Origin of the sequence: Salinibacterium sp. PAMC 21357 (assembly GCF_000247645.1) — a bacterium.
Taxonomy (GTDB): Bacteria; Actinomycetota; Actinomycetes; order Actinomycetales; family Microbacteriaceae; genus Rhodoglobus.
In genome coordinates this window covers 881,977-905,916 of the sequence record NZ_AHWA01000004.1, presented here as the reverse complement: position 1 = coordinate 905,916, position 23,940 = coordinate 881,977, and the positions used below count along the sequence as shown (strand labels likewise).

The window sequence follows — 23,940 nt, the reverse complement described above, 5'->3', positions numbered from 1 at the left end:
CTGCCGGTGCCACCGTGTCGAAGCCGTCGACCCAGTCCGTTGTTCCGACGATCGCCCAAAATCGAGCACTCGAAACTACCAAAACTGCCGCCTACGCCGGCGCCGGTACGGGAGCGGTTGGCGACGTTGTCACCTACTCCTTCCGCGTGCAGAACCTCGGCAATGTCACGCTGACAGGCGTCACGATTGCTGACCTCCACAGTGGCCTCTCCGCACTGGCCTATACCTGGCCCGGAGCAAGCGGAACTCTCGCCCCCGGTCAATCGGTAACCGCGCTGGCGACGTACACGATCAAGCAATCCGACGTCGATGCTGGATCGGTCAAGAACACTGCGACCGGTAGCGGAACGCATGCTGGCGTTTCGGTCTCCGATCCGTCCGACGAAATCACTCTTGCGACGGCAACAGCCAACCCCGTCATCACCACCCTGAAGACCGGCACGCTCGCGCCGGGTGCGACGGGGCGCGTTGGCGACACGGTGAACTTCAGCATCAAGCTCACGAACTCCGGAAACGTCACCCTCACGTCAGTGGGCGCTACTGACACGCTGATCGGTTTGTCAGGCTTGACCTACGGAACGTGGCCCTCTGGCGTGGCCCAGACGCTGAAACCGGGCGAGTCGGTTACGGCCACGGCCACGTATCCGTTGAAGCAGACCGATGTGGATGCCGGATCGGTCTCCAACGTCGCAACCGGATCAGGCACTCCGCCCACCGGCGCGGCCGTCTCCAGCGCTAACTCGGCGACCGTGCCGATCACCTCAGGCCCTGCGCTGACTGTGTCAAAGTCGGGAGCAGTCACGACCGGAAATGGTTCGGTTGGCGATACGGTCACCTTCTCCTTCGTCGTTCGCAACACCGGTAACGTCACCGTCACCGATGTAAAAATTGACGACACTCTCGTTGGCCTTTCCGCAGTGTCGTTCGGCACGTTCCCCAGCGGCACGGTGGGAACTCTCGCGCCGAACACTCAAGTCACCGCTACCGCTACGTACACAATTCGTCAGGCTGATGTGAATGCTGGTTCTGTAAAGAACACAGCAACTGCATCCGCCCTCCCGCCGACGGGGCCACGGACCTCGGCGATCTCGCCGCAAGCAATCGTGCCGACTGTCGCGGCGTCACCCGCAATCGACACCATCAAATCGGCAAGCGTTAGCGGCACCGGTGCTGTTGGCGACACGATCACCTACTCATTTATCGCGAAGAACATCGGTAACGTCACCCTCACCGGGGTGAAGATTGTTGATCTCCTCGATGGCCTCACGCCGCTCAGCTACGGCACCTGGCCCGATTCTGTGGCCGAAACGCTGCAGCCGGGAGCTCAAGTCACCGCCACCGCGACCTATCTGATCACTCAGAAAGATGTCGACGCCGGTTCGGTCAAGAACACCGCAACCTCGAGCGGCAGCTTCGGGGCCACCCAAGTCTCTGATCCTTCGCTGCAAATCACGACGCCCACAATTGCGCCGATTCGAACCATCTCCCTGACAAAGGATGGTGCCCTAGCCGCTGGTGCCACGGGCGTCGTTGGCGACGTCATCAACTACAACTTCGTCGTTCGAAACACCGGCAACGTGACCCTCACCGGGATCACCGTGACCGACCCCCTGCCGCAGCTCTCGCTCATCAGCTTTGGCACGTTCCCCAGCGGAACGGTCGGAACCCTTGCGCCGAACACTCAGGTCACGGCAACCGCGAGCTACGTTCTCAAGCAAACGGATATCGACGCGGGTTCAGTCGCTAACAACGCGACGACACGAGGCACTCCACCGACCGGTGGTGCGGTCACTGCGAGCGACCCCGAGACCATCGTGGTAGCTCCGAATGGTGCACTCGCCGTGTCGAAGGCTGGTTCGGTGACGTCGGGCACCGGCGGAGTCGGCAGCACGATCACGTTCACGTTCTCCATTACCAACCCCGGCAACGTCACCATGACCGGCGTTGTCCTTAACGACTCTTTGGTCGGGCTCAACGCGCCGGTCTACTCCTGGCCGACAGCAACAGCCGGGCGGGTGGCTCCGGGCCAGACCGCAACGGCAACCGCAACGTATACGGTCAAGCAAGCTGACGTAGATGCTGGATCTGTGTCGAACACGGCGACCGTTTCGGGCAAGACGCCGACCAATGTAACGGCGACCTCTGGCCCGTCAACCGCTGCCGTTGCCACGATCACAGCGGCACCACAACTCACGACGACAAAGTCGGCCAGTGCCACCGCCGGGGCCAAACTTGGTGACGCGATCACGTACACCATCACGATCGTGAACACGGGAAACCAGACGCTCACCGGTGTGACGCTCACCGATACTCTCGCCGGGCTGTCCGCTCCCGTGATCACCTGGCCGGGCGTTGCTCAGCGGCTGGCGCCGGGCCAAACAGCGACGGCACAAGCCAGCTACACAGTGAAGCAAGCTGATGTTGATCGCGGAAACATTCAGAACACGGCTACAGCGGATGGCATCGCACCGGGCGCTGTCGCTGTAACGGATGATTCCGACAACGTGGTTACCACTACCGTTGCTGCAGCCCCGCTACTGTCGCTGACGAAGTCTGGGGCTTTGCCTTCAGGCTCAACGGCTCGCGCCGGCGAGGTCATCACGTATACCTTCGTGCTGCGTAATACCGGCAACGTGACGATTTCTGATGCGACCATTGTGGATCCACTGGCCGATCTCTCGTCGATTTCGTTCGGCGCTTGGCCGACCGCGGTAGATAAAACTCTGACCCCGGGAACCCAAGTCACGGCAACAGCCACTTACACCGTGAAGCAAGAAGACGTTGACTCCGGCTCACGCCCGAACATCGCCACGGGTTCGGGAACCGCCGCGCGCGGCACCGTTGACGCTGTTCAGGCGATCTCGACTGTGCCTCTCGCCTCGAGCGCTGTGCTTACCGTTTCTAAGTCGGGGGCCGTCACAGCAGGCACCGGGCGCGTGGGTGACACTGTGACCTTCTCGTTCGTCGTTCGCAACACCGGCAACGTCACATTAACCGGAGTCGGCATCACCGACACATTGACCGGACTCGGCACCGTTACCTTTGGTACCTGGCCAGGCGGAGTAGCCAACACTCTGAAACCAAACACCCAGGTGACGGCGACAGCAACCTATACAATCAAGCAGTCCGACGTGAACCGCGGTTCGGTCCGCAACACCGCCACGGCATCCGGCACGCCGCCGTCGGGCGATAACGCAACCGCGCAGTCTGCTGAAGCGGTCGTTCCTACCGTTGCGGCAGCTCCGGGGCTCGCCACGGTGAAGAGTGCTGTGGTCAACGGAACCGGTGCTGTCGGTGACGTCGTCAATTACACATTCACGGCAACGAATACCGGAAACGTGACGCTCACGGGAGTGACCCTCACCGATCCACTCTTCGGTGTTGGAGTACCGAGCTACACGTGGTCTGGCGGCGTTGCTGGCCAGCTCAACCCGGGTGACACTGTTACGGGCACCGCGAATTACACCATCACGCTGGCGGATGTCGACGCTGGCTCGATCAAAAACACGGCGACAGCGTCGGGTAATCCACCGACCGGTGCTGCCGTCACTGCGGCATCGCCGCAACTCGTCACGCCGACGGTTGCAGCGAACCCCAAGATAGCGACCACCAAGTCGGGCGCCCTTGCCTCGGGGGCACGGGGCGTAGCTGGTGATATCGTCACGTGGAATCTGACTCTGACGAACACCGGAAACGTGACCCTGACTTCGGTGAGCGTGACGGACTCGCTGCCGCAGATTTCTGCCGTAAGTTATGGCACGTGGCCGGGCGCTGAGTTCACGCTTAAGCCCAACCAGAGCGTGTCCGCGACGGCGACCTATACCCTCACGCAGACTGATATTGATGCGGGAGCGGTATCGAACACCGCTACTGGGCGCGGAACGCTGCCCCGCGTATCCTCCGCATCGTCAACAGCGTCAGCGACTCTGCCGCTCGCCTCGAACGCCACTCTGACGCTCGCCAAAAGTGCCGCTGTCGTCGCGCCGGGCACTGGCGCCGTAGGCGACACCATTCGCTATACCTTCACCGCAACGAACACCGGAAACGTCACGCTCACCGGTGTCACCGTCAAGGACCCCCATGCGGGCCTAGGCACCATCACCTATGGCACGTGGACAGGCGGAACCGCTGGCCGTCTCGCGCCGGGCGAGTCCATTACTGCCACCGCTGACTACGTCATCCGGCAGTCTGATCAGAACGCTGCTGTCGTGAACAACACGGCAACGGTGTCGGGAAAGCCGCCGGTCGGCGCTGACGCCACAGCATCATCGCCTGCAGTCGCGGTTGCGACAACCCCGCGGGCGCCGGCAATTCTCACGACCAAAACGGCCAGCCTCGCAGGGGCCGGAGCCGTTGGCGATGTCATCACGTACACGATTACCGTGCGTAACACCGGCAATGTGACGCTCACCGCGGTGTCCGCCGCTGATCCGCTACTCGGCGTGCTGGCCTACGGTGCCTGGCCCGGCGGAGTAACCGGAACGCTGCAGCCCAACACTCAAGTGGTGGCGACGGGCAAGTACACGCTCAAGCAAGCCGACGTCAATGCGGGCAACGTCACCAATACCGCAAGCGCCTCGGGGACATCTCCCACGGCAGTCGTAGTCACCGACCCCTCGGACGCTGTGGTGACGCCCACTGTTGCGCCGGCGCCGCTGGCAACGATCTCCAAAACGGGAACTCTGAACGCCGGAGCTCTCGGCGTCAAGGGCGACAAGATCACCTATACGTTCACAGCAAAGAACACAGGAAATATCACCCTCAACACGGTGACAATCGGCGACACACTGCCGAACCTTGGCGCGATCAACTACTCGTGGCCCGGTGCTGATAACCAACTGCAGCCCGGCCAAACGGTTACTGCGACTGCCGAGTACACGCTCACGCAAACGGATGTCGACTCCGGCAGCGTTGCGAATACGGCGACTCTCAACGCGACTCCGGCTGCGGCTGCGGAAAGCTACGTTGCCCCGGAGAGCAGCGCAGTCGTCCCCATTGCGGCAACTCCGCGCATCACCGTGAGCAAGACAGCGGTAGTGAATGGTGACGGTACCGTTGGCGAGACCATCACCTTCACGATGATCATCCGCAACACCGGAAACCAGACCCTCACAGGAATTGTGCTGAACGACACCCTCGCGGGGCTTGGGACTGTCTCCTACGATTGGCCCGACGCTGACAATGAACTCGCCCCTGGACAATTCGCGACGGCCACCGCCGACTATGTGATTCTGCAGACTGACTTCGACCGCGGTTCTGTGAAGAACACGGCCGACGTCACCGCCCTGACGCCGGATGTCGAGCGGCAGGTTGCGGCGAGCTCGGGCGAGGTGACTGTCGCAACCAGTGCCAACCGTCCCGAACTTACTGTCTCCAAAACTGCCGTGACTGCACTCAACGCCAACGGCCTGGATGACGTCATCTCGTACACGTTCACGGTCACCAATACTGGCGACGTCACGCTCGACGGTGTCGCACTCACTGACACCATGCTCGGCACCGCGACCCCTGTCTTGCCGGTGACCACTCTGGCCCGAGACGAGACCACGTCAGTCTCGGTTGACTATGTGATTACGCAGCAAGACGTTGATGCCGGCGCGGTTCTCAACACCGTGACGGCGTCGGGTGACACTGTCGGGGATGTCGAAGTGACCAGCGCCGTAGCATCGGCTTCGGTTGCCACGGAAGCCGTCGATTCGCGCCTCTCAATTGTCAAGACCGGTTCGCCGGCCAGCGAGGCAAACGACGACATCACGTGGGGCTTCACCGCCACTAACCTCGGAAACGTGACGCTCACCGGCGTGACTTTCGCAGATTCCTTGCCGGGCATAACCCCCGTTGTTGCTGTATGGCCGAGTGGCGTTATCGGCCAACTGAATCCCAGTGATGTGGTGACCGCGACGGCCGCCGTGACGACCGTGTCGCAGAGCGATGTCGATTCTGGTTCCGTCGTGAACACGGTCACAGTTTCTGGCAACCCACCGCGGGGTGCGGTTACCCGCGCCACGACGGCCGCGACCGTGCCGCTGCTGCCCGATCCCGGAATGTCGTTCGTCAAGAGTGTGAACAGCATTCCCAGCGGGCGCAGTGTCAATGACACTGTTGAATTCACCTTCACCGTGACCAACACCGGAAACGTCACCCTGAGCGCCATCAGTATCGACGACGCGCTCGATGGAGTATCGGAGATCAGCTACGGCAGCTGGGGTAGCAACCCCGACCGCACACTCAGCCCGGCAGATTCCGTGACGGCAACAGCAACCTATGTCTTGACTCAGGACGACATTGATCGTGGCGTTGTGGACAACGATGCGACCGTCACAGCGACAACGCCGAAGGGTGTTCTCGTCAATCAAGATTCCAACACCGCGCAAGTTACGGCGGTGGCGGCTGACCCTAGCCTCACGACAACTAAAACCGCTCAGCGCAATGGCACCGGAGCAGTCGGCGACACTATCGACTACACGATTGTCGTGACGAACTCTGGCAACGTGACGGTCACCGGCACAGAAATCGAAGACAACACTCTCGTTGGTCTGAGCCCACTGGCGTACGGCGCATGGCCCTCGGGTGTTGACGGCGAGCTCGCTCCCGGCGATGCGATTACCGCGACCACGAGTTACACCATTACCCAGGCCGACGTGGATGCCGGCTCAGTCAGTAACACCGCGACCGGATCAGGACTCTCCGCCCGCGACGGCAGTGACGTCAGCGACCCATCTGACGCTGTCGTCACGACTCTCATCCTGAAAAACCCCAAGATCGCGGTGACAAAGAGCGGCGCGCTCGCGCCGGGAGCAACCGGTCAAGCTCTTGACAAGATTGTGTACTCGTTCGAGATCATCAACTCGGGCAATGTGACCTTGACGGGCGTCGCGCTCGCGGATGCCATGCCTTCGCTGTCAGACATCGTGTACACGTGGCCTGCGGGCGGAACCGCCGGGCAGCTTGCGCCCGGTCAGCGCGCTACGGCCACGGCGACGTACCAAATCAGCCAGGTTGATGTAGATACCGGCTCGGTAATGAACACGGTTGTTGCCAGCGGTGTCCCGCCACTGGGAGCTGCCTCGATCAAATCTCTTGAGGCCTCGGCGACAATCGTGGTCGAGCCCAACGCAAGCCTCAGCGCAATCAAGACCGGCACGCTGCGTTCTCCCGGCATTGGTGCGGTTGGCGACATCATCGACTACTCCGTCACGGCGACCAACTCCGGAAATGTCACGCTGCACGGCGGCGCGCTCATTGACGGCTTGGAGGATATTCAGGATCTGGCGATCGCCTGGCCCGACCCCGCAAATCCTGGGACTCTGCTCGTAGGGCAGTCGGTCACGGGCACGGCGTGGTACACCATCACTCAAGCTGACGTCGACGCGGGCTCGCGCCCTAATCAGGCGCACATTAAGGCATTCACGCCTAACAACCTCGAGGTCCTTGGCGAAACGAACGCGGTCGTCATCGATACCGTGCGCCCGGCTCCGCTGCTGACCGTAGCTAAAGCTGCGACCGTAAGCGGGGCGGGAGCTCTCGGAGACGAGATCGCGTACACCTTCACGGTCACCAACAACGGAAACGTGACGATCTCCGACGTCACTCTGAACGATCCTCTTATCAGCGGCTCAGACCTCGCTCTTGACTGGGATGTCGCGAACACCGCCCACGCTCTGTCTCCCGGCCAAAGCGTCACAGCCACCGGCCCCTCGACCTACCTCATCACCCAGACCGATCTCAACAACGGTGAGGTCGTTAACACGGCAACGGCGAGTGGCACGGCAGCGCAGGGTGCTGCGGTTAGCTACAACTCACCGGCCGTCGTTACTCCTACCGCCCCGGCAAGGTCATCGCTGGCGGCCACCAAGAGTGCGGCCCTCGCGCCGGGAGCTTCCGGAGTTGAAGGCGACACCGTCAACTACAGCTTCACCGTCACCAACAACGGGACCGTCACGCTGACCGGGGTGAACATCATCGATCAGCTTCCCGGTCTCTCTAACGTGTCGTTCGGAGACTGGCCGACGGCAACAGACGGTCTGCTCAACCCCGGTGACGTGGTTGACGCCACCGCAACGTACACACTGTTGCAGAGCGACATTGACTCTGGTTCGCTGGCTAACAGCATCAACGCGACGGGATTGCCTCCTACCGGTACCGCTGTCGTGCAGCCGGCTGCTGCAACGCTGCCGCTGGAAGCTGCCCCTAACTTCACCGTGACCAAGGTCGGTTCGCTCGGCCTGCAAGACGGTGCCGTCGGCGATGTCATCGACTACGAATTCACGATCACTAACTCGGGAAACGTGACACTCTCCGGCGTCGTGCTCGTCGACTCGCTAGCGGGTGTCAGCGCTCCAGCGATCGTGTGGCCGGGTGTCGACCGCGTGCTTACCCCGGGTGACGTCGCGACCGCAACCGCCAGCTACACCATCACTCAAACCGACGTTGACGCCGGATCTGTCACCAACGTCGCTCAAGCGCGGGGAGCGACGCCGAGCGGCGCAGAGTACTTCGAATACTCTGACCCCGCCGTCAACCCCACGACCGCTCGCACGGCATCCGTCACGATCGACAAAACCGGGGCGACGCCGGATGGCGCAACTCTGGGTGCTCTCGTGCACTACAACTTCACTCTGCAGAACACCGGAAACACCACTCTCACGGGCGTGGCGATCACGGACGCCCTCGATGGGCTTTCGGCGATCGTGTACTCCTGGCCGGGAGCCGACAAGGTTCTGGTTCCGGGTGCTATCGCAACGGCAACAGCGACGCATGCGATAACGCAAGCTGACATTGATCGTGGCTCTGTCGAAAACACTGCACGTGTCGATTCCCAATCGCCTCTCGGACCACGGAGCAAGACGGTGGGCCCGGTCGTAGTTGAGACGGTCGCTGCTGTCGAGACGCTTGCCGTTACCAAGAGTGGCGAGCTCGCGCCGGGAGATACCGGATTCACGGGCGATGTCATTAACTATTCGTTCACCGTCAAGAACACAGGAAACGTCACGCTCGCTAACGTCACGTTGACGGACCTCACTCCCACCGTGACGGACCTGGTTTACTCGTGGCCGACGGCGACTGATGGCGAACTCGCGCCCGGCCAAGTGGTGACCGCTGTGGCGAGCTACACGCTCACGCAAGCCGATGTCGACGCGGGTGTGGTCGGCAACACCGTGAAAGCTACGGGAACAACTCCCGCCGGTACGGACATTGAGAATGTGGCAACAGCATCCGTCACCATTCCGCCGACTGCGCTGCTGACGCTGCTGAAGTCCGCCAGCATCCGCGATAACGGCGTCGGAGCCGTCGGAGACGTTATCGAGTATCGCCTCGTTGTCACCAACAAGGGCAATGTGACGCTCAACAGCGGCGTGCTCGTCGACCCGCTCGATGGCCTGATTGTGCAGTCGATTACTTGGCCGGTTCCGGCAGAACAGGGCGTTATCCCCCCGGGTGAGTCGGTGTCGGGGATCGCCATTTACACCCTGACGCAGGTGGACGTCGATCGAGGATTCATCGCGAACATTGCGGATGTTTCGGCGAAAACACCTAAGGGAGTTCTGGTAGAACAGGACTCGAACGAGGTCATCGTGCCGACGGTGCTCGCCGCGCCGAACTTGACCGTCACCAAAACGGGAACACCGACAGGGACGGCCAGCGAAGCAGACTCCATCGCGTATGGGTTCGAGATTCTTAACTCGGGCAATGTCACGATCGATTCCGTCACGTTGAACGACGACCTGATTGATGCTGCTGACATCACGATTGTGTGGCCCACGCCGGCAACACCGGGTGTTCTGGCTCCGGGGCAACGTGCCACGGCAACAGCAACCTATGACATTACCCAGACTGATGTGGATGCCGGTGCGGTAGTGAATATCGCCAGCGCCGCCGGTCTCGACCCCTTCGATACTGCGGTGGCGGATGATTCTGAGCCGAGCACTGTGCCGACAGACACGATTCGTGCCGAGCTCGAGTTGACCAAGAGTGGTGTCTTGGCGGATCCTGCCCGGGCCGATATCGATGATGAGGTCAACTGGAGCTTTACGTTGACGAACACTGGCAACGTCACGCTCACCGCGGTGGAGATCACCGACGGTCTCGCGATGGTTGCGCCTTTGGTCTACGACTGGCCGGCGGCCGACGGCGTGCTCGCTCCGGGGGATGTCGTGACGGCGACGGCGACCTCGCTGCTGACGCAGGCGCAGATCGATGCTGGCGCCGTGGCAAACAGTGCCGTTGGTTCAGGAACACCGCCTCGCGGCGACCCCGTCAGTAACCCGGCGACGGCATCGGTGGTGCTGGCTTCGCAACCGGGCATGGCTGTTACCAAGAGCGGCGCTTTCCGCGCTGATGGCGCTGCTGGCGATGTCATCGATTACGCATTCTCCGTCGAGAACACGGGAAACGTGACGCTGTCGCTCGTTGATCTCGTCGATGCGTTGGCCGGGGTCAATGACCTCGCATTCGTGTGGCCAGGAACTCCCAAGGTGCTGGCGCCGGGCGATATCGTCACCGCCACCGCGAATTACACCATTACTCAGGCCGATGTAGACCGCGGCAGTGTTTCTAATGTGGCGACCGCCAGCGGTAAGCCCCCGGTCGGCGACACCATCTCGGTGAGCTCGCCGGTGACGCTCACTACAGTTGAGCTGCCTGCTCCGGGGCTTGCCGTAACTAAGACATCGAGCGCTGCCGCTCCCGCTGATGTGGGCAGCATCGTCACCTACACCTTTGCGGTGACGAACACCGGAAACGTCACGGTGGCTTCAGTCATGATTGACGATCCGCTGATCGGGCTTAGTGAACCGTTGGTTAAGTGGCCCGGCGAGAACGGCGTGCTCGCTCCCGGTGAGAGCGCCACAGCTACTGCTACCTATGCGATAACTCAAGCTGATGTGAACCTTGGCCGGGTCGACAATACGGTAACAGCCGACGGTCTTTCACCGACTGGCGTGGCCGTAGTGAGCGACGAAGCGACCCGATCGACCGCGACGGCCACCGCCGCCCCGGGCATCCTCGTCACTAAGAGTGGAGCCCTGGAACCCGGTTCGACAGGATTCGCCGACGACACGGTGAACTACAGCTTTACGCTGAAGAACACCGGAAACCAGACTCTGACCGGCGTTGATCTCGTCGACGGCGTGAGCACGGTATCCGCCCTGACATTCTCTTGGCCCACGGCCACCGCGGGCACCCTTGAGCCCGGCGAGATCGTGACGGCAACCGCAACCTACTCGCTCACTCAAACTGACATCGACACGGGTGCCGCGATCAATACGGTGCGTGGTGACGCGATAGCGCCGTCGGGGACGGCTCTCACTCAGACTGCGTCCGCAACGGTTCCGATCGCCGCACAGGGTGCGCTCGAAGCCTTCCTCTGGGGCGAACTTCGGGATGCCGCTCTCGGCCAGGTGGGAGATTGGGTCGACTACCGGCTCGAAGCCACCAACACCGGAAACGTCACGCTCACCGGCGGCATGTTGGTCGATGAGCCCGGCGGGCTGACCAACCCCGATATCGAATGGCCAATCCCCTCATCGCCGCAAACGGTGCCCGTGGGGTCGACCGTCGTCGGCGTAGCGTCGATTCAGCTCACACAGGTGGATATCGACCGCGGCTATATCGAAAGCGTCGCCTCTGTCGGTGCCTACGCGCCGGGCGCCATTTGGGTCCCGGCAACCCCTAACCGAGTTCGGATTCCCACCATTGAGGCGCAACCGAGCATGACTGTCGTGAAATCGGGCGAGGTTGCCGTTGTTGGCGACAACGCGCTGGGCGACACCGTCAACTTCTCGTTCGAGGTTCGCAACACCGGCAACGTGACGATCGGCTCGATCGCGGTCGCCGACCTGCTGCCCGGAATGACCACGCCGGACGTGCAGTGGCCGACCTCGACGGAAACTCTTGCCCCCAACGACACGGTTACCGCTACAGCGAGCTACCTCATCCGTCAGACGGATGTCGACCGCGGCTATGTAGAAAACACCGCGAGTGCCACGGCAACCCCGGTGCGCGGCGACCCCATCGCGGCGGTCTCGAACACGACGCAGGTGCCCACTGAAGCCCCGAATGTTGTGGTCTCGGTCACTAACGTTGGCGCTTTGACGAACGCCGGCCCCGCGGTTGTCGGAGACACGGTCACCTGGAACTACACCTTCACGAGCTCCAGCAACGTGACGCTGACTGGCGTTGAGTTGAGCGACTTCCTCGGTTCGCTTCCGGCTGGGGACTACAGCTGGCCGGGAACCGCGGGTGAACTCGCTCCCGGTGACATCGTCACGGCCGTTCGGGTGCAAGTACTGACTCAGACCGATATCGACACCGGTGCAGTATCGAGTGTCGTCACCGGAACGGGTACCCCTTCCGTCGGCGCCGCAGCGACAGCCACTGCTCCGGCAACCGTCGCGCTGGCTGCTGCCGGACTGCTGCAGGTCACGAAATCAAGTGAGTTGGCGGTGGCCGGCGACAACGGTCCCGGTGACACTGTCAACTACACGATTGTTGTCACCAACCTCAGCAACGTCACGCTGCGCACGGTGACGATTGCTGACAGCATCGACAACGTCTCGATCAACTCGATCGTCTGGCCGGTCAACGCCGGCGTGCTCGCCCCGGGTGAAAAGGCAACTGCCAGCGCCACCTATGCCATCGAACAGGATGACGTGGACCGCGGTTACATCGACAACACGGCATCCGCCCGCGGTGTGACGCCCGGCGGCGACGTCATCACGGCGAACTCGAGTGTTGACCGCGAAGTGACGGCAGCATCCAGTCCCAGCATCACGGCCGAGAAATCGGGCGTCATGACTTCTGGTTCGGGCGAAGTCGGCTCAAAAATCACCTACAGCTTCATCGTGAAGAACACCGGAAACGTGACCCTGCGTCTCGTCGGAGTCATTGACCAGCTGATCGATGTAGTGCCTTCCGACCTCAAGTTCCCGTCGGCGACCGGTATTCTCGGCCCGAACGAGCAAGCCATCGGTTCGGTCGTGTACACGGTCACTCAGGCCGACGTTGATAAGGGCACGGTAGAGAACACGGCAACCGCCGTCGGAACTGCGCCCAATGGCGACGAAGTTCGTGGCGTTTCGAACACGGTCAACAACCCGACCGAGTCGGCCACCCCGTCGATCGTGACCACTCACACGGCAGCGCTCGCAACGGGCGCAACCGGAGTGCTCGGCGACGGCATGAACTACAGCTTCCGAATCGCCAACAACGGAAATGTCACTCTCAACGGCGTGACGCTCGCGAATACCATTCCGGGCCTCACCGACTTTGTCTACACGTGGCCGACCCCGGCAACACCGGGCGTTCTCGCTCCCGGAGAAGTCGTTACGATCACGGCAACGCGCCTTGTTGACCAAGCGGATGTCGACGCTGGCGAAGTGCGCAACGTCGCGACCGGAGAGGGCAACTCTCCAGCCGCAACCGCCGTCGACTCAGATTCTGCGGTGACCGTGGTGCCGCTCATCCAAGCTCTATCGAGTATTGATATCGGCAAGACGGGTGCTGTTCGCGGCGGCGGCTCTGCGGTTATTGGATCGTGGATCGATTACACCTTTACGGTGCAGAACACCGGCCAAAACACGGTGACCGGAGTTGCGGTGGCAGACCCGAAGCTTGGCGAAGCAGCTGTCGTCTATGGCACTTGGCCGGCGGCATCCGGAACCTTGGCGCCGGGACAGTCCGTCACGGCGACGGGCAGCTACCAAGTGACCCAGGCAGACTTCGATGCTGGTTCGACCTCGAACACGGCCAGCGTAACCTCGAAGAACCCGGCTGGCGACAACATCCGAGACGCCTCGAACACTGTGGTCACACCAACCGCACTGGGAACACCGGTCATCGACATTACGAAGTCGCAGGTGCTGGCGGCGGGCGCCACGGGCAAGGCGGGCGACACCGTGCAGTTCAGTTTCGTGGTCACGAACAACGGTGACGTCACGCTCAACGGTGTGACTGTCTCCGACGATCAACTCCGTCTCAGCGGGATCACGATCGTGTGGCCGAAGGCGACTGGCGTTCTGGCGCCGGGCGAATCGGCAACCGCAACGGCGGCCTATGTGCTCACACAGGCCGATGTGGATGCTGGCTCGATTAGCTCCGAAGCATCGACCACGGGCACGCCGGTCGTAGGGGCTCTCGTCTCCGATGCCGCTCTCGGCTCAACACCGATTGTCGAGAACCCGTCAATGACCATCGCCAAGACAAGCTCGTTCGCGACGTTCGCCCAGCAGGGTGCCACGGTGAACTACCGTATCGAGGTCGTCAACACCGGTAACGTCACCCTCACCGCTGTAGTGATCAGCGATCTCAAAACGGGCATTTCGCCGCTGAGCTACACCTGGCCTGGTACACCGGGCGAATTGGCTCCGGGGCAGAAGGTCGTGGCAACAGCGACCTACGCGATCACTCAGGCTGATGTGGATGTCGAACAAACCACCAACGTTGCCACCGTTGACGCCAACGCGCCATCGGGCGCGATCGCGCCAGAATCGGCAACGAATGTGCTGCCAATCCCGAACGTGCCGGCAATCGCACTGACGCTCTCGGGAGCACTGGCGGCCGGCCAACAGGGCTTCCCGGGTGATGTCGTGACCTTCACGTACGTGGCCACAAACACGGGAACGTTGCCCCTCACGAATGTGTCGATCGCCGATCCTCGCATCGGGCTCTCAGCTCTGCGCTATGGCGCGTGGCCGGGCGCAGTCGGAGTGCTTGCTCCGGGGCAGTCGATCACGGCAACGGCGACCTACGTCATCCGCGAAAGCGATGCCGGAACGCTGCTGTTCGAGACCGCGACGGTCACGAGCACCGAAATCAACTCGGGTGACCCGGTCTTCGCTACCGCGCAAACGAGTTTGCAGCTACCGACCAAGGCACTCTCTTACACTGGGTCAGACCCCCGAGGAACGCTCGCAACCGGGTTGGGCACACTGCTCGCCGGCCTCGCGCTGATCCTGCTCGCACGCAGAAGACAACGACAGGAAGAATCATGAAGCTCCGCACACGACTAGTCGCCACCACTGTTCCTTTGGCGATCCTCGCGCTCACGCTGGCGGGGTGCACAAACAACGGCACCGAGGCACAGCCCGAGCCGACGGAAAGCTCCGCTGCTGCCGAACAGACTCCCGGCATCACCGATATTCAGGATGCTCCCGGAACGGGAGAGAACCTTCAGGGTGCTCTCGCCGACTCCACCGTCGACGTGTGCGAACGGGCTGGAGACGAGTGGACTGTTTCGGGCAGCGTCATCAACTCGACTGACACCGCTGTGACCTACCGCATTTACGTGTCGCTGCTCAACGGTGCCAATGACACCCGTGCCCTCACTCAAGTGGATGTTGACGTCACCGAGCCTGGCGCCTCAGCAGACTGGACCATCGCGATCCCGGTTGCTGAAGATGAACTCAGCTGCGTGCTTCGGGTCGAGCGCTACGAAAGCTAGGCGGCATAGGCACTGCGCCTAGCGGCTTCGAGGACGTGGCCGTCGCGTCAACCGGTACGACGGCGCGACGGTACTCCGGCGTGACCTGTGACGAGTATCGTGGAACGGTGACTGAACCGAACCCCAGCGTCGAACTGTCGACCAACGGCGTGGGGCCCTGGCGGGGCGAACTGCCCACCGATGCCCACTACGATCCTGCCCTGCTCGAACGCGGCGATAGCCGCAACGTCGTCGACCGGTATCGCTACTGGAACATGGAAGCGATCGTTGCCGATCTCGACGTGACACGTCATCCGTTCCACGTTGCCATCGAGAACTGGCAGCACGACATGAACATCGGTTCCATCGTGCGCAGCGCCAACGCGTTCGGTGCCGACACCGTGCACATCATTGGGCGGCGGCGCTGGAACAAACGCGGCGCCATGGTCACTGACCGCTACCAGCACGTGCTGCATCACCCGGATGTCGCGGCCTTCGTGGAGTGGACCGAAGCCAACGACCTGCCGATCATTGCGATCGATAACGTGCCCGGCAGCGTCATCATCGAGACGTTCGAGATGCCGAAGCGCTGCGTGCTGCTCTTCGGGCAAGAGGGCCCCGGGCTTTCGCCCGAAGCCATCGACGCCGCCACGGATATCGTGGAGATCAGCCAGTTCGGTTCGACCCGATCGATCAACGCATCAGCCGCGGCTGCCGTTGCGATGCACAACTGGATCACCCAGCACGTCAGCTTCACGAAGTAGGCTCGCGCCGCTCGATCTCGCCCTCAACTTAGCTGAGCTGAGCTGAGCGCGAGCGTGCCGCGAGCCCACCGCTCGATGCCGTTAGCCTCCGACGACTACGTCGACGGGGGAGATGATCATTCGGTGGTGTCCGGCGACTCGCGATTCGCCGGTGACGGCGAGCGACAGCCCGTCCATTACAGCGGCGCTTGACGTTCCCACGCTGAAAATCAGCTCGCCCGGCTCGACGATGCGCTTCAGATCGATGCCCGTGTACGCGCTGAGCTCCGGGCTAATCGTGAACGTGATGTGCGCCGATTCGTTCGGTTCAAGCGCAACGCGCGCGAAGCCGACGAGTTTCTGAACGGGGCGAGCCACGCTGGCGACGGGGTCGGAGAGATAGACCTGCACGGTCTCGGAGCCGGCGACCGCGCCAGTATTTTTCACGTCAACCGACACTGTGGTCGTGCCGTCGATGTCAACGGACTCGTCGGCGAGCACCGCCGACGAGAGGGAAAACGTGGTGTAGCTGAGCCCGTGGCCGAAGGCGAATGCCGGTGAGGTGGACTGGTTGGAGATCTTATCGATCGTGCGGGTGAGTGGTGCACCTAGGTAAAGGTGCTGCCCACCACCGGTCGTGTGCGGAATCTGTACGGGAAGCTTTCCGCCGGGGTTCACGCGCCCGCTGAGCACGCCGACGATGGCGCCAGCGCCTTCCTCGCCCGGGATGAACGACTGAACCGCAGTGCGCACGCGGTCACCGTACGTGAAGGCGTAGGGGCGTCCGCTGTTGGTGACCAGAATCACTGACGCTCCGGTGTCGAGCACCGCATTTACGAGTGCTGCCTGCGTGCCGGGGAGCGCGAGATCGACGGCGTCGCATCCCTCACCAGAGGTTCCGCGACCGAACATTCCGGGCAGGTCGCCCACGGTCAAGATGACGAGGTCGGCGTCTTTGGCCAGTTCGATAGCTCGCTCGAGGTCGCCCGTCTCCGGCCCGAGAATGCTGGCGCCAGCCTCGTGAGTGACGGTCGCCTGGGGGAACTCGGCACTCAGTGCCTCGAGGAACGACGGAACCTCGATGCCCAGTCCGAATTGCGGGTAGCGCGGCAGAACATGCACGGGGTACGAGTAGCAGCCGAGCAGCGTTCGTGGATCAGCGGCCATCGGGCCGAGTACGGCGATGCGACCCGAGAATTCGGGAGCGAGGGGCAGAACGTCGTCATCATTGCGCAATAGCACGATGGATGCTTCTGCCACAGTGCGAGCGAGCGCTCGGTTGTCAGCGGAGTCGAGATCGATGACCCGACCGCCCGTTTCGGGGTTTTCGTCGAGGAGACCCAGCTGTGCCTTCTGCAGGAGCACGCGATGAACCGCGCGATCGACAAGAGCTTCGTCCATCTTTCCTGAGCGCACCGCTTCGACGAGGGGAGGGAAGCACATACCGTTGGGGAGTTCGACATCCATGCCGGCCGCGAGCGACAACGCGCCAGCAGAAGCGGCGTCAGCGGCAACCCCGTGGGCGCTGGCGAGGAAGGCGATGGCCCAGTAGTCAGAGATGACTGTTCCGGTGAAACCCCACTCGTCGCGAAGGAGCCCGGTGAGGAGCGCCCGATCGGCGGCAATGGGAACGCCGTCGATATCGCTGTAGGAGTTCATTACTGAGCGCACGCCGCTGTCACGCACGGCGAGCTCGAACGGCACCAGCATGACATCGGCGATCTCACGCGGACCCGCCGAGACGGGGGCGTGATTACGCCCCGAGGCAGACGCCGAATATGCCACAAAGTGCTTCAATGTGGCGATGAGGCCACTGGCTTCCAAACCGCTGGTGTACGCAGAACCGACGGCGGCCACGAGAACGGGGTCCTCGCCGATCGTTTCCTCAACGCGGCCCCAGCGGTAGTCGCGCACGACATCCAGCACCGGTGAGAGGCCCTGATGTATCCCGAGAGCCCGAAGGTCGGCGCCGATCGTTTCGCCCACCTTTTTGGCGAGAGCGGGATCGAAGGTTGCTCCCCACGCGAGCGGAGCCGGGTAGACCGTCGCCCCCAATGAGTTGACTCCCGTGAGGCATTCTTCGTGGGCAATAACGGGGATGCCGAGTCGCGAAGCATCCACGACCAGTTGCTGCTTTTCCTTCAGCCGTTCTGTGACTTCGGAGACCGTTCCGGGCTCAGTGCCAATGACGCGGGTGAAGTGACCGAGCCCAAGAGGGGCAACCTGATCGAACGGCGGGCGGGTGGCACCGAGAGTGTCTTGCATCGGGGCAACGACTTCGCCAGCGCCACGCTTGTCAAACCAATAGCCGACGAGTTGCGCGACCTTTTCTTCGAGCGTCATCTCCTCCAGTGCCGCGGTTGCGCGCTGCTCGTCAGAGAGAGAGGTGTCATGCCAAGCCGCAGCGTGGGGGGAAGAAAGGGAGGAGGTCGTCAAGAGTGGTTCCTGTCTGAAGGCGGTGCCGTTGATTCACGGACGACGAGTCGGGTAGCGAGTTCGATGTGATGAGAGTCGAGATGCTCACCCGCGGAAAGCTGTTGCACGGTGCGAAGAGCCACCCTGCCGATATCCTGCAACGGCTGGTAAACACAGGTCAGCGGAGGATTCGCCCACGACGCCACATAGGTGTCGTCATAGCCAACAAGGCTCAGGTGCTCGGGCACGCGGATGTCTAGCTGGCGCGCAGCTTCCAGCACCCCCATCGCCTGCGCATCACTCGAGGCAACAATGGCAGTGGGGCGATCGGTGCGACTCAGCAGCTCGTGGGCGATGAGCTCGGCGGCATCGTGATCGAAGCTCGTGTGGGTGATGAAATCGCCGGGGATAGTCAGCCCTGCTGCATCCGCTGCGGACCGAAAGCCATCGACGCGGGCGCGGGCGCTGAGGGATTCCGCCGGGCCGCCAATGATCGCAATGTTTCTGTGGCCGAGGCCAATGAGGTGCTCCGTCGCGCTGCGGCCCCCGATCCAGTTGGTGGAGCCGACCGAAGCAACCGACGACTCGTCCATGCGCAGAGGGTCGATGAGTACGATCGGGAAAGCTGATCGAGAGATCGCTTGATGGGTAGCCTCTGACATATCGACCGTGAGGATGATGGCCCCCACGCGCCCCGATCGATTGAGGCGGCGAATCACATCCTGATCCGACTTGTGGGGGCTGGGTCGAAAACGGCCGACGACAACATCGATTCCAGCCTCTTCGGCAGCGAGGGTGACGCCGCGCAAAATCTCCATCGCGTAAGGACTGGTGAGTTTGTCGACGAGAAATTCGATCGTCGGCGCTGCGGCAGCGCCCCGAGGGCGACCGGCGCCGTAGCCGGTCGCTTCGATGGCGGCTTCGATTCGGGCACGCGTGGAAGCTGCCACGTCGCTGCGCCCGTTGAGCGCTTTCGACGCGGTAGCGATAGAGACGCCGGCATGCTGCGCGACGTCGTTCAGCGTTGGACGCTGTGCTTTCGTGCTTTCCATGGTGCTCCTAGTCTCGAGATCGAAAGACTATCCAAGAACTCGAAAACTTTCAATAATTCCTGAACATAAATTTGCTGTGCTCCGCAACATATATTTGACAGCACCCGTATTTTCGCCATAGTGTGACTCTCGAGACACCGAAAGTGCTTCGAAACATTTTCGAGAAACAACTCAACGAAGAGAATTGGGACACATATGTTGCGGGCCAAAAAACAAAGATTTATGACTGGCGTTGCGGTACTTACAGCGGGGGTTCTCGCGCTCACCGGATGCAGCGGCTCCGGTGGTGACGGCGACTCTTCGGCTGCGGTCGTCTGGGGCGTCGAGGGCGGACAGTCAGCCTCATATGAAGCCGCGGTCGATCGTTGGAACGAAACCAACCCCGACCGACAAATCGAACTTCAGATGTTCGGCAACGACGGCTACTCCGACAAGCTCCGCATTGCTCTCGGAGCGGGTCAAGGGCCCGACTTGATGTTTGGCTGGGGCGGCGGAGTGCTCGAGGGCTACGTTGACGCCGGCTACATCGATCCCATCGACGATCCCGAGATCACCGACCGTTACCTCGATGCCGTGAACGATAACGCCACCTTCGATGACGCGGTCTATGGCGCTGCCATCAACAACATCCAGCCCGTTGTCATCCTGTACAACAAGGCCGTATTCGAAGAAGTAGGAGCGACCCCTCCCGAATCATGGGACGACCTCATGGATCTCGTTCCCGTCTTCAACGACGCCGGCGTCGCGCCGATCGCGTTGGCTGGAGCGAGCAAATGGCCGCAACTGCCGTACATCTCGTACCTGGTCGATCGCATCGGTGGCCCCGAGGTCTTCGACGCGATTGTTGCCAACGAGCCTGACGCCTGGTCCGATCCCGCCATCGCGGAATCGGTCGACATGATTCAGGACCTCGTTAAGGCCGATGGATTCAACTCAGACTTTGCCGCACTCGACTACGGGAGCGGAGCTGCGGATGCTCTGCTCTACACCGGCAAGGCTGCAATGATGGTCGCTCTTTCTCAGGCTTACTCCAACATCCAGACCAAGGCCCCTGATTTCGTCGACAGTGGCGATCTGGGATACGTCACCTTCCCGACTGTTGGCTCAGGCTCGGGAGACACCACTGACCTCGTCGGTAACCCGTCGAACTACTGGTCGGTATCCTCAGCGGCGTCAGACGCGCATAAAGCGACTGTTACTGACTTCCTGGCGACCGAAGTGATGAACGACACCTACATTGGTGAGGTTCTCGAACGCTCCGCCGTTCCCGGTGTCAGCGACGCGAAAAAGCTGATTGACGAGCGCGATGACGCCGACTTCCAGTCGTTCGTTTTCGATCTGTCGGATGACGCTGCGAACTTCCAACTCTCCTGGGATCAGGCACTTTCGCCTGCTCAGGGAGCCGAGCTCACAGTGCAACTCGACCGAGTGTTCCTGCAGGAAATCGACGCCGACGAATTCATTCAGCTCATGAACGCGACAATCAAGTGACTACCGTAAAAACCACGACGGGGAGCATTCGTGCTCCCCGTCGTGGGGCGGCTCTCGCCGCCAGACAACGGGCAGGAGGGCCGTCGCTCTGGTTCCTTCTTCCCGCAGCGCTACTGTTCGGCGGCTTCGCCATCCTGCCGTTGCTGGGGGCAGTAGTTCTGTCGTTCACGCAGTGGAGCGGGCTCGGCACACCGCAGTGGCTTGGCGCCGACAACTGGCTCTGGTTCGTCACCGACCCCGTGACCTACACGACACTCGGCATCACGTTCGCCGTAATGTTCGGCAGCCTGCTCGTTCAGGGCCCGATCAGCATGCTTCTCGGAGTGTGGATCGCGCGCTCGGGAGGATTCCGATCCTTCGCTGGACTCATCTTCTTTGTCCCACTTCTGCTCTCGTCTGCGGCGGTAGCGCTCGCCTACAAGAACCTGCTCGACCCAAACTTCGGACTCTCCACGCAAGACGGCTTCGGATGGCTCGCCCATAACTGGCTCGGAGACAAGAACACGGTGCTCATCATGGTGATTCTGGTCATCGCGTGGCACTTCGTTCCTCTTCACACGCTGCTGTACCAGGGCGGTGTGCGTCAGATCCCCGCCTCGCTTTATGAGGCGGCGTCAATCGACGGCGCTGGCAGAATAATGCAGTTCTTCACGATCACCGTTCCGCAGCTGAAGTACACCATCGTGACGTCATCCACGCTGATCATGGTGGGATCGTTGACCTACTTTGACCTCATCTTCGTGATGACAGCCGGAGGACCGGGATACGCGACGCGCATTCTGCCGCTCCACATGTACCTCACCGGGTTCCGCTCAGCAGAGATGGGTAAGGCGAGTGTGATCGCCACTGTTCTCGTGCTGATTGGCCTAGCGCTCTCGCTTGCGCTCACGCGCTGGAGCGGGTTCTCGAAAATGAAGAGTCAACAGGAGGGAATGTGATGAGTACCACCACTTCAGTGGATCCCGTGCGGGTCGCTGCACCACCAACTACAGCACCGCCGGTGAAGCCTGCACCAGTGCGCCGGTGGCCATCGCTCTTCAGTAAGCACACCAACATTCCTGGCGGTCTGGGTGGCGCGCTCTGGCTGATTATCGTTGTCATCCCTCTCTATTGGGTTCTGACCACCAGTTTCCGCAGCAGCACTACTTTCTTCTCCGACGCTCCGTTGTCGCTTCCCTCCGAGCCGACGCTCGGCAACTACGCCAAGGTCTTCGACTCGGGATTCTTCGGCTACTTCACCAACTCGGTGATCGTGACGATTGCGGCCGTCATCATCGCGGTATTCGTCTCGCTCCTGGCGGCGTACACAATTGCGCGAAATACCCACGTCGTGTCGCGGACTGCATTTTCGCTGGTGTTGCTCGGCCTCGCCGTTCCGCTCCAAGCGGCAATCATCCCTATCTTCTACATGCTTTCTCAGCTGGGGCTTTACGACACTTTGCTGGCGCTGATCATTCCTTCAGCCGCCTTCGCGATTCCGATCACCGTCGTCATCCTGGTGAACTTTCTCCGGGACATCCCCGGTGAGCTGTTCGAGTCGATGCGTCTCGAAGGAGCTACAGACTGGATGATGTTGTGGAAGCTTGTGCTGCCACTGTCGCGCCCAGCTCTGATTACGGTCGGCATCTATAACGCTCTGGGCGTGTGGAACGGTTTTCTCTTTCCACTGGTGCTCACGCAAAGCCCATCCGTGCGGGTTCTTCCGCTCGCGCTCTGGAGCTTTCAGAGCGAACTTACGGTGGACGTGCCCGGGATCATGGCCGCAGTGGTCATGTCGATGATCCCGATCCTGACCTTGTACATCTTCGGGCGTCGACAGCTCGTTGCAGGCTTGACGGCGGGATTCGGAAAATGAGCGACAATTCATCAGGAGAATCGGCGTACGCCTCGAGCGCGTCGTGGCCAATCGCCGCTGCGATGCTTCCCTTCGCGGCGAGCCACGACGCTCGCCCCGAGGCGTGGTTCGATCAGCTCGCGCAGGTCGCATTCGAAGGTATCGATAGCGTCGATGTCACTGACAACTGGGTGCAGGCGGGCGATCTTTCGTCGGAACGACTCGAGGAACTGTCGGCCGTTATTGCAGAAGCTCACCTTCGACCTATTGCGATCTCAGCAATACGCCGAAGCGTGATCGACCCAGTGGCTGGCGACGACAATCTCGCCTACAGCCACCGCACCCTCGACGCGGCAGCCAGCCTCGGCATCCCGTTGGTGAGCTTCGGGCTGCACCGGCCACTCTTGCCCGGACAAAAGACTTCGCAGTGGTTCTGGACCGAACCCGGGCCGGTTGACGATCAAGACGATGCGACCTGGGATCTCGCGACCACGCGCATCCGCGAACTCGGCAAGCACGCCGCCGACCTCGGAATCGCGGTCTCGCTGGAGATGTATGAAGACACGCTGATCGGCACTGTCGATGGCGGCCTTCGACTCGTCGAGTCGGTGGGGCTTTCCAACGTCGGCCTTAACCCCGACCTTGGCAACATGTACCGGTTGCATCGCGATATCGAGGACTTTCTCGAAGCAAGCGCGCGCTGCGCACCGGTGTCTAACTACTGGCACGTCAAGAACTACTTCCGCGACGAAGATCGCGAGCGTGGCTTCGTCACAACGGTGCCGGCGCCCATGGAGTTTGGCTCGATGAACTACCGGGCCGCCATCGCTGCGGCGATCGCTGCGGGCTTCGCGGCACCGTTCTGTGTCGAGCACTACGGCGGCGATGGCTTGTCTGTCGCGGCACGCAACGCAGACTACGTGCGACGCATGATTGCGGTTGCACTCGGAGAAGCACGCACCGCCGTGCGCGGACTGGAGAGCTGAA

At 61.8% G+C, this 23,940-nt stretch carries 9 protein-coding genes; 7 read left to right on the top strand and 2 right to left on the bottom strand.

The features are described from left to right. Window positions 1-14: 14 nt before the first annotated feature. From ON14_RS07650 to ON14_RS07640, 3 genes are all read left to right on the top strand, one after another. On the top strand, window positions 15-14,990 hold the full coding sequence (locus tag ON14_RS07650; protein WP_010204279.1) for a beta strand repeat-containing protein: 14,976 nt from the start codon (window positions 15-17) through the stop codon (window positions 14,988-14,990). Beyond that, window positions 14,987-15,439: a hypothetical protein gene (locus tag ON14_RS07645; protein ID WP_010204278.1), complete on the top strand. Its 453-nt coding sequence runs from the start codon at window positions 14,987-14,989 to the stop codon at window positions 15,437-15,439. Before ON14_RS07650 ends, ON14_RS07645 begins: the two co-directional genes overlap by 4 nt. Window positions 15,440-15,546: 107 nt before the next feature. After that, window positions 15,547-16,182, top strand: a complete 636-nt coding sequence (locus ON14_RS07640; protein ID WP_010204277.1) for a TrmH family RNA methyltransferase — start codon at window positions 15,547-15,549, stop codon at window positions 16,180-16,182. A gap of 81 nt (window positions 16,183-16,263) precedes the next feature. Here the strand turns inward: ON14_RS07640 and ON14_RS07635 are convergent, their stop codons facing one another. Further along, the gene (locus ON14_RS07635; protein WP_010204275.1) at window positions 16,264-18,597 is read right to left on the bottom strand and encodes a beta-glucosidase family protein; all 2,334 of its coding nucleotides are present in this window, start codon (window positions 18,595-18,597) and stop codon (window positions 16,264-16,266) included. Further along, window positions 18,594-19,628, bottom strand: a complete 1,035-nt coding sequence (locus ON14_RS07630; protein ID WP_010204274.1) for a LacI family DNA-binding transcriptional regulator — start codon at window positions 19,626-19,628, stop codon at window positions 18,594-18,596. The genes ON14_RS07635 and ON14_RS07630 overlap by 4 nt, the downstream gene beginning before the upstream one ends. Before the next feature lie 222 nt (window positions 19,629-19,850). On the opposite strand from ON14_RS07630, the gene ON14_RS07625 reads away from it, so the two are divergent. Genes ON14_RS07625 through ON14_RS07610 form a run of 4 tightly spaced genes read left to right on the top strand, consistent with a single transcriptional unit; the run spans window position 19,851 to window position 23,939 of the window. Then, the gene (locus ON14_RS07625) at window positions 19,851-21,119 is read left to right on the top strand and encodes an extracellular solute-binding protein (protein ID WP_010204273.1); all 1,269 of its coding nucleotides are present in this window, start codon (window positions 19,851-19,853) and stop codon (window positions 21,117-21,119) included. Further along, window positions 21,116-22,057 carry an ABC transporter permease subunit gene (locus ON14_RS07620; protein ID WP_010204272.1) on the top strand — a complete coding sequence of 314 codons (942 nt, stop codon included), beginning with the start codon at window positions 21,116-21,118 and terminating at the stop codon, window positions 22,055-22,057. The genes ON14_RS07625 and ON14_RS07620 overlap by 4 nt, the downstream gene beginning before the upstream one ends. Next, on the top strand, window positions 22,057-22,974 hold the full coding sequence (locus tag ON14_RS07615) for a carbohydrate ABC transporter permease (RefSeq protein ID WP_010204271.1): 918 nt from the start codon (window positions 22,057-22,059) through the stop codon (window positions 22,972-22,974). Before ON14_RS07620 ends, ON14_RS07615 begins: the two co-directional genes overlap by 1 nt. Next, window positions 22,971-23,939 (top strand): sugar phosphate isomerase/epimerase family protein, encoded by a 969-nt coding sequence (locus ON14_RS07610; RefSeq protein ID WP_010204270.1) that lies wholly within the window; start codon window positions 22,971-22,973, stop codon window positions 23,937-23,939. The genes ON14_RS07615 and ON14_RS07610 overlap by 4 nt, the downstream gene beginning before the upstream one ends. Window position 23,940: the final 1 nt, after the last annotated feature.

Coding starts and splice junctions, on each gene's coding strand:
- ON14_RS07610 (WP_010204270.1), top strand. CDS start 22,971: ATGAGCGACAATTCATCAGGAGAATCGGCGTACGCCTCGAGCGCGTCG.
- ON14_RS07645 (WP_010204278.1), top strand. CDS start 14,987: ATGAAGCTCCGCACACGACTAGTCGCCACCACTGTTCCTTTGGCGATC.
- ON14_RS07630 (WP_010204274.1), bottom strand. CDS start 19,628: ATGGAAAGCACGAAAGCACAGCGTCCAACGCTGAACGACGTCGCGCAG.
- ON14_RS07625 (WP_010204273.1), top strand. CDS start 19,851: ATGACTGGCGTTGCGGTACTTACAGCGGGGGTTCTCGCGCTCACCGGA.
- ON14_RS07615 (WP_010204271.1), top strand. CDS start 22,057: ATGAGTACCACCACTTCAGTGGATCCCGTGCGGGTCGCTGCACCACCA.